Genomic DNA, 8003 nt, shown 5'->3' on the forward strand with positions numbered 1-8003 from the left:
CACCCGCCCAAGGGCGTCGCCCCCGCCCGCGTGATCAAGGCCCTGGGCGCCCACCTCAAGACGGACAACCCGCTCGCCGGACCGTCCGACACAGCCGGGCACGAGGAGACGGACTTCCTCAACGAGATCGTCGGACCCCGGCAGCCGTACTACACCTGGGAGTCGGTCGACCTGGTGGAGGCCGACTTCACATATACCTGCGGCCTGAACCCGCCGGTGCACGGCCACGTGCACACCTGGGACACCTACGGCAGTGGGTTCCTGCCCTGTTCCCAGCCCTCCGAGGGCGCCCCGGCCAAGGTAGCCGCGGCGAAGCTGTGCCCCGCTGGATCCCTTGCCGTGACCGGCGTCTGACCGGTCCCGGCGTCGCCCGTAAGGCCCTGCGGAGGCCCCTTCCCCGTACGCCACGTACGATGGGGTAAGGCCGTGGCGTGTCCAGCCCGGCAGGGTCCGCGTAACACAGACGTACGCGCAGGCCTTCCTCACTCTCCGGGAGTTCGCCGCAATATGGCCACGCGCCACGACATCCGCAACGTCGCCATCGTCGCCCACGTCGACCACGGGAAGACGACCCTCGTCGACGCCATGCTGAAGCAGGCCGGTGCCTTCGCCGCGCACGCCGCCGAATCGCTCGACGACCGAATGATGGACTCGAACGATCTGGAGCGTGAGAAGGGCATCACGATCCTGGCCAAGAACACGGCCGTGAAGTACCACCCCAAGGATGGCGGCGACGTCATCACCATCAACATCATCGACACCCCGGGCCACGCCGACTTCGGTGGCGAGGTCGAGCGCGGTCTGTCGATGGTGGACGCGGTGGTGCTGCTCGTCGACGCGTCCGAGGGCCCGCTCCCCCAGACCCGCTTCGTGCTGCGCAAGGCGCTCCAGCAGCGCCTGCCCGTCATCCTGTGCATCAACAAGACGGACCGCCCGGACTCCCGGATCGACGAGGTCGTCAACGAGACGTACGACCTGTTCCTGGACCTGGACGCGGACGAGGAGCAGATCGAGTTCCCCATCGTCTACGCGTGTGCGCGCGACGGTGTGGCCTCGCTGACCAAGCCCGCGGACGGCACCGTCCCGCAGGACAGCGACAGCCTGGAGCCGTTCTTCACCACGATCCTGTCGCACGTCCCGGCCCCCGAGTTCGACGAGGCCGCCCCCCTCCAGGCGCACGTCACCAACCTGGACGCGGACAACTTCCTCGGCCGTATCGCGCTGCTCCGCGTCGAGCAGGGCGAGCTGCGCAAGGGCCAGACCGTCACGTGGATCAAGCGCGACGGCACGATGTCCAACGTGCGCATCACCGAGCTGCTCATGACCGAGGCGCTCACCCGCAAGCCGGCCGAGATGGCGGGCCCCGGTGACATCTGCGCCGTGGCCGGTATCCCGGACATCATGATCGGCGAGACCCTCGCCGACCCCGAGAACCCGATCGCGCTGCCGCTGATCACGGTCGACGAGCCGGCGATCTCCATGACCATCGGTACGAACACCTCGCCGCTGGTCGGCCGCGGCGGCACCGGCAAGGGCGCCTCCGCGAAGGCCGCCGTCAAGGACCGCAAGGTCACCGCCCGGCAGGTCAAGGACCGCCTGGACCGCGAGCTGATCGGCAACGTCTCGCTGCGCGTGCTCGACACCGAGCGTCCCGACGCCTGGGAGGTGCAGGGCCGCGGTGAGCTGGCGCTGGCCATCCTGGTCGAGCAGATGCGCCGCGAGGGCTTCGAGCTGACCATCGGCAAGCCGCAGGTCGTCACCCAGATCATCGACGGCAAGGTGCACGAGCCGGTCGAGCGCATGACGATCGACGTGCCCGAGGAGCACATGGGCGCGGTCACGCAGCTCATGGGCGTCCGCAAGGGCCGGATGGACAACATGTCGAACCACGGCTCGGGCTGGGTCCGGCTGGAGTTCGTCGTGCCGTCCCGCGGTCTCATCGGCTTCCGTACCGAGTTCCTGACCGGTACGCGCGGCACGGGCATCGCCCACTCCATCCACGAGGGCCACGAGCCGTGGTTCGGTGTGCTGACGACCCGTAACAACGGTTCGCTGGTCGCCGACCGCGCCGGTGCCGTCACCGCCTTTGCGATGACGAACCTCCAGGAGCGCGGCGTGCTGTTCACGGACCCCGGCACCGAGGTGTACGAGGGCATGATCGTCGGCGAGAACTCGCGCGCCGACGACATGGACGTGAACATCACCAAGGAGAAGAAGCTCACCAACATGCGCTCGGCCGCCGCCGACTCGTTCGAGGCGATCGTGCCGCCGCGCAAGCTCTCCCTGGAGCAGTCCCTGGAGTTCTGCCGCGACGACGAGTGCGTCGAGGTGACCCCGGAGGCCGTTCGCATCCGCAAGGTCGTCCTCGACCAGAAGGAGCGCGGCCGCTCCGCGAGCCGCGCCAAGCACGGCTGACGCATACGATCGCAGGCCGTTCGAGGCGCTGTTACCGGCCAACTGAGCCCGGGTGCCCCCATCTTGGGGGTGCCCGGGCTTTTTGCAACTGATTTTCGCCCTGTTCCCCGGGACGGTCTGTCCGTAATGCGGAGATCCTCGCCCGATACCCATGTAACAAGTCCGTTTCGTGGCCTTCTCGCATCGAACAGTTTGTCCATGTTTTGGAAGATGTACGGGCGAGCTGTGACTGAATTGAGATTTAAAGACAGTGGTCGGCACCTGGCACATGGCAGATAGTTAGCCGCGTAGCGCTCGGGTCAATGGGTCATCGCGCCGTGGGGACGGCGCCGACTCGCGAGCACCAGGGGGTGTCTGACCCTCCGCCAGGGGTGGCGGAGGAAAGACGTGAACCCCCTCCTGTTGGTGAACACGTGGAGTCATGAGGAGGAGCCCCATGCGTGGTGTCATGAACGCCAGGTGGGACACGCCGTCCGTCAGTAGCAACCTCGCCCGCCCATACGGAGATTGGCTCTGAGGAGTCGGCCGGCGGTCTAGTGCCGCCGTTCAACTACGCGCGTCCGGCTGCGGGATCTCCCGCCGCACCGGGACGCTCCGGACCTCTTTCCTAGCTCCGAACGGTGATCGCGCACACCCTGCGGCGGTCGCCCGCTCGGCACACCCACACCTGTGAAATGGGCGAACAGTGACAAGTCCTATCGACATTGAGGGCGGCGGAACCTCGGTCGTCGTCGACGGCGAACCAGGGCCGCAGGCGGAACCCGAGGCCAAGAAGATGGAGGGCCGGTCGCCCGGCCAGCTGATGTGGATCCGCTTCAAGCGCGACCGCACCGGCGTGATCTCGGCCTACGTCGTGGCCTTCTTCTTCCTCGTCGGACTCCTCGCACCACTGATCTCCAAGCTGTACGGCAAGGACCCGTACACGGTGTACGCGGACGAACGCCCCGAGCTCTTCGACAGCGCGGGCGTCCCGCTGCAGCCCAACGGCGGGATCAGCAGCCAGTTCTGGTTCGGCCTCGAACCGGGCAACGGCTACGACGTGTTCACCAAGCTCCTCTACGGCATCCGCACCTCGCTGATGATCTCCGTCTGCGTGACGGTCGCGACCGTCCTCACCGGCATCCTGCTCGGCGTCGCGGCCGGCTTCCTCGGCGGCAAGTCCGACTACTTCATCAGCCGGGTCATCGACTTCCTGCTGGCCTTCCCCGCCCAGCTGTTCTTCATCGCGAGCATGCCGGTCGTCGTGTCGCTCTTCGTGAGCCCGACCGACGAGACACCGACATACGTCCGTGTCGTGGCCCTCATCGCGGTGCAGTGGTTCCTGGGCTGGATGAGCCTGGCCCGCATCCTGCGCGGCACCAGCCTGGCGCTGCGCGAACGGGAGTTCATCGAGGCGGCCCGGGTCAGCGGAGCCTCGTCCTGGCGGATCATCAGCAGAGAGATCCTGCCGAACGTGGTCACGCCGATCCTCGTGCAGTCCACGTACATGCTTCCCGGCTTCGTGACCGCCGAGGCCGGCCTGTCCTACCTGGGCGTGGGCATCGTCGAACCGACGCCGGACTGGGGACAGATGTTCTCCAAGGCGTCCACCGAACTCGTGATGTCGAACGACATCACCTACATGTTCTTCCCGGGTGTCTCGATGATCATCTTCATCGTGGCCTTCAACCTGCTCGGGGACTCGGTCAGGGACGCCTTCGATCCCAAGACGGCCCGCTGACCGTCCGTGGGCGGGCGTTCGCGCCCGGCTACCGCACGGCAACACAGCAATCCAGCACGGCGATCCAGCACGGGAATTCCTTTGTGCACTGGTGACACACAGATGGGTGGAAACTGAGTGATGAGTAGGGGCGGACGCCACGTATACGCCGCGCTCTCCGTGCTCGCGGCCGGGGCTCTTGTGCTCACCGGTTGCAGCAAGGGCGGCAGCGACGCGAGCGACAACAACAAGCAGGACAAGGAGAACGCGGCAAGACAGCAGAAGTCGATCAAGTTCGGCGACACCGCGGACTCCACCGGACCGGCCGCGGCCGTACCGGGCGCCAAGCCGGGCGGCACGATGGAGGTGCTCCAGCGTGACAGCTACGCCCACCTCGACCCGGCCCAGATATACGTCTCGGACGAGGGCTCGCTCGCGACCCTGATCCACCGGGGTCTCACGGGCTACAAGACCACCACCAACGACGGCAAGGGCCACGAGGTCGTCGGCGACCTCGCCACCGACTCCGGTACCACCACGGACGGCGGCAAGACCTGGAAGTACACCCTCAAGGACGGCATCAAGTTCGCCGACGGCACGCCGATCACGTCCGCGGACTTCCGCCAGACCTTCGAGCGGCTCTTCGCGCCCTTCATCAACCAGGGCCCGTCCTACCTCCAGCAGTGGCTGGCCGACACCTCCGGCGCCGACTACCGCAAGCTGCTGCCGGACGGTCCGTACAAGGGCAAGCACCTGCCGAGCAGCGTCCTGGAGACCCCGGACGCCAAGACCATCATCTTCCACTTCAAGACGGCGCACTCCGACCTGCCGTACGCCCTGGCCATGGCGGGCTACGCCGTCGTCTCCGCCAAGGGTGACACCCAGGCGAAGTACGACAAGTCGCCGGTGACGAGCGGCCCGTACAAGATCCAGTCGTTCAAGTCCGGCAAGTCGATGGTGCTCGTGAAGAACACCAACTGGGACCCGAAGACGGACCCGATCCGCCACCAGTACGTGGACCAGTTCAACTTCACGTTCAACCAGCAGTTCGAGACGTCGACGAAGGCGCTCCTCGCGGACAGCGGTGCGGACCAGACCGGCATCAGCTTCAACAACCAGGTCGACGCGGGCAACTTGTCCAGCGTCCTCAAGGACCCGAAGCTGAAGTCCCGCACGGTCTCCGGCTACCAGCCGTACGTGGGGCAGATGAACATCAACAACAGCCACGCGGCCATGAAGGACAAGACGGTGCGTGAGGCCATCGCCTACGCGCTGCCCATCACGCCGTTCCTCCGTGCCTTCGGCGGCACCGACGCGATGGAGGTCGCCGGCGGCACCATCAGCCCGACCGTCTCCGGCTACAACGCCGCGTTCGACCCGTTCGGCAAGAAGAAGAAGCCGGCCGGTGACCCGGAGAAGGCCAGGGCCCTGCTGAAGAAGGCCGGCAAGCTCAACATGAAGCTGACCTTCGGCTACACCAACACCCCCGAGGGCCAGCAGTACTCCACCGCCATGGCGGCGGGCCTGAAGAAGGCCGGCTTCAACGTCCAGCGCCAGGAGATCCCGGCCGAGACCTACTACGACCAGGTCAGCAAGCTGGACAACAACTACGACATCTTCCACACCGCGTGGGGCGCCGACTGGCCGTCCGCCTCGACCGTCGTCCCGCCGCTCTACGACGGACGCGGCATCGCCGACGGTGCGCAGAACTACTCGCAGGTCAACGACCCCAAGGTGAACGCCGACATCGACGCGGCGAACAAGATCACCGACCCGGTCAAGGCCGCGGCCGCCTGGGAGAAGATCGACGAGTACCTCGTGAAGGACCTCGTCGCCTTCGTCCCGACCGCGTACTACAAGCAGACCCAGATCGCCGGCTCCAAGGTCGGCGGACTCGTCTACGACGACGTCATCGGCGGCGTCGACCCGCGACGCCTGTTCGTCAAGTAACCGCCGTCCGTCCGGCACCCGTTGCGTCCGTCCCCCTCCGGGGCGACGCACCGGGTGCCGGGCGGCCCGCCGACGTCAGAGAGCTGCCCCTGTCATGCTGCGCTTCCTCGTCCGCCGGACCCTCGGCGCCGTCGTCATCCTGTTCCTGCTGAGCATCGTCACGTTCCTGCTGTTCTTCGGGATGCCACGCGACCCGGGGCTGCTGATGTGCGGCAAGACGTGCAACCCGACCAGCCTCGCGAACATCCACCATGTGCTCGGCCTCGACAAGCCGATCAGCACGCAGTACGGGATCTTCCTGAAGAACCTCGTCATGGGCAGCAACGGCTTCGCCCAAGGGCCCTGCCCCGCCCCGTGCTTCGGGTACTCGTACCACACCAACGACCAGGTCTGGGCCACGCTGGTCGACCGGCTGCCCACCACCATCTCGCTCACCCTCGGCGGCGCCTTCTTCTTCCTGCTCATCGGCCTCGGCACCGGTCTGCTCGCGGCCTGGAAGCGCGGCACGCTGATCGACAAGACGGCGACGGCCGGAGCGATGGTTCTCAGCTCGATGCAGATCTACTTCCTGGGCCCGCTGGCACTGGCGCTGCTGGTCTATCAGACCCACATCTTCGACAAGCCGGCGTACAACAACTTCACCGCGAACCCGGTCAGTTGGTTCACCGGGCTGATCATCCCCTGGGTGGTGCTGTCCACGATCTTCGCCGCGCAGTACACCCGTATGGCGCGCTCGGCGATGATCGAACAGCTCCAGGAGGAACACGTCCGCACCGCCAAGGCGAAGGGCATGTCCCGCAGATACGTCTTCTTCCGCTACGCCTGGCGCGGCTCGCTGATCCCCATCGTCACCATCTTCGGCATCGACCTGGGCGCACTGCTCGGCGGTGCCATCATCACCGAGTACACCTTCAGCCTGCCGGGCCTCGGCAACCTCGCGGTCCAGGCGGTGTTCTTCAGCGACCTGCCGCTGCTGCTGGGCGTGATGATCTTCTCCGCCTCCATGATCCTTCTCTTCAACATCATCGTCGACGCCTGCTACGCCTTCATCGACCCGCGCGTGCGGCTGGCCTAGGAGCACTCGTGACCACATTGACCAAGGAAGCCGGCGCTCCCTCGCCGGCCGACGCGGGTGCCTTTCTCTCGGTGCGGGACCTGCACGTCAGCTTCAAGACCGAGGACGGCATCGTGCGCGCCGTCGACGGTCTCTCCTTCGACGTCGAACGCGGCAAGACCCTGGGCATCGTGGGGGAGTCGGGCTCCGGCAAGTCGGTCACCAACCTGACGATCCTCGGCCTGCACAACCCGATGTTCACCACCGTCGAGGGCGAAATCCTCCTGGACGGGCAGGAGTTGACCACGGCCCGCGAGTCCGAGATGGAGAAACTGCGCGGCAACAAGGTCGCCATGATCTTCCAGGACCCGCTGACCGCCCTCTCCCCGTACTACACGGTGGGCCGCCAGATCGCCGAGCCGTACATGAAGCACCTGGGTGCCTCGAAGAAGGACGCCTGGGCGCGCGCGGTGGAGATGCTCGGCAAGGTCGGCATCCCCAACCCGAAGGAACGGGCGAAGGACTACCCGCACCAGTTCTCCGGCGGTATGCGCCAGCGCGCGATGATCGCCATGGCGCTGGTCTGCGACCCCGACCTGCTGATCGCCGACGAGCCGACGACGGCCCTCGACGTCACGGTCCAGGCCCAGATCCTCGACCTCCTGAAGGACCTCCAGCAGGAGTTCGGCTCCGGGATCGTCTTCATCACCCACGACCTGGGCGTGATCGCCGACATGGCCGACGACATCATGGTGATGTACGCGGGCAACGCGGTGGAGCGCGGCTCGACGAACGAGGTCCTCCGCTCACCCCAACACCCCTACACCTGGGGCCTGTTGAACTCCATGCCCCGCCTGGACTCGGACCTGAGCGCGCCGCTGGACC

The 8003-nt window shown here is 66.5% G+C and carries 5 protein-coding genes and 1 pseudogene; all 6 read left to right on the forward strand.

Annotation, left to right across the window (positions count from 1 at the left end; genetic code table 11):
* Positions 1-354 (forward strand): annotated as a pseudogene (locus AC31A1_RS41670) (hypothetical protein); the annotation flags it as partial.
* 153 nt (positions 355-507) lie between these two features.
* Entirely contained in the window at positions 508-2415 is a 1908-nt protein-coding gene (typA, locus tag AC31A1_RS41675; protein WP_489658291.1) for a translational GTPase TypA, read from the forward strand.
* A 685-nt stretch (positions 2416-3100) separates the two neighbouring features.
* Positions 3101-4135: an ABC transporter permease gene (locus tag AC31A1_RS41680; protein ID WP_033287174.1), complete on the forward strand. Its 1035-nt coding sequence runs from the start codon at positions 3101-3103 to the stop codon at positions 4133-4135.
* 120 nt (positions 4136-4255) lie between these two features.
* Positions 4256-6064: an ABC transporter substrate-binding protein gene (locus AC31A1_RS41685; RefSeq protein ID WP_489658292.1), complete on the forward strand. Its 1809-nt coding sequence runs from the start codon at positions 4256-4258 to the stop codon at positions 6062-6064.
* Between the two features lie 94 nt (positions 6065-6158).
* Complete coding sequence (locus AC31A1_RS41690; protein ID WP_489658293.1) at positions 6159-7139, forward strand: ABC transporter permease; 981 nt, start codon at positions 6159-6161, stop codon at positions 7137-7139.
* An 8-nt stretch (positions 7140-7147) separates the two neighbouring features.
* A partial coding sequence (locus tag AC31A1_RS41695) for an ABC transporter ATP-binding protein (RefSeq protein ID WP_489658294.1) occupies positions 7148-8003 on the forward strand: 856 nt, incomplete at its 3' end.

The sequence above is a fragment of the Streptomyces sp. P5F9 genome (assembly GCF_057961495.1).

Bases quoted from the DNA above. Each gene is read 5' to 3' on its own strand.
- typA (WP_489658291.1), top strand. From the start codon at position 508: ATGGCCACGCGCCACGACATCCGCAACGTCGCCATCGTCGCCCACGTC.
- AC31A1_RS41690 (WP_489658293.1), top strand. From the start codon at position 6,159: ATGCTGCGCTTCCTCGTCCGCCGGACCCTCGGCGCCGTCGTCATCCTG.
- AC31A1_RS41685 (WP_489658292.1), top strand. From the start codon at position 4,256: ATGAGTAGGGGCGGACGCCACGTATACGCCGCGCTCTCCGTGCTCGCG.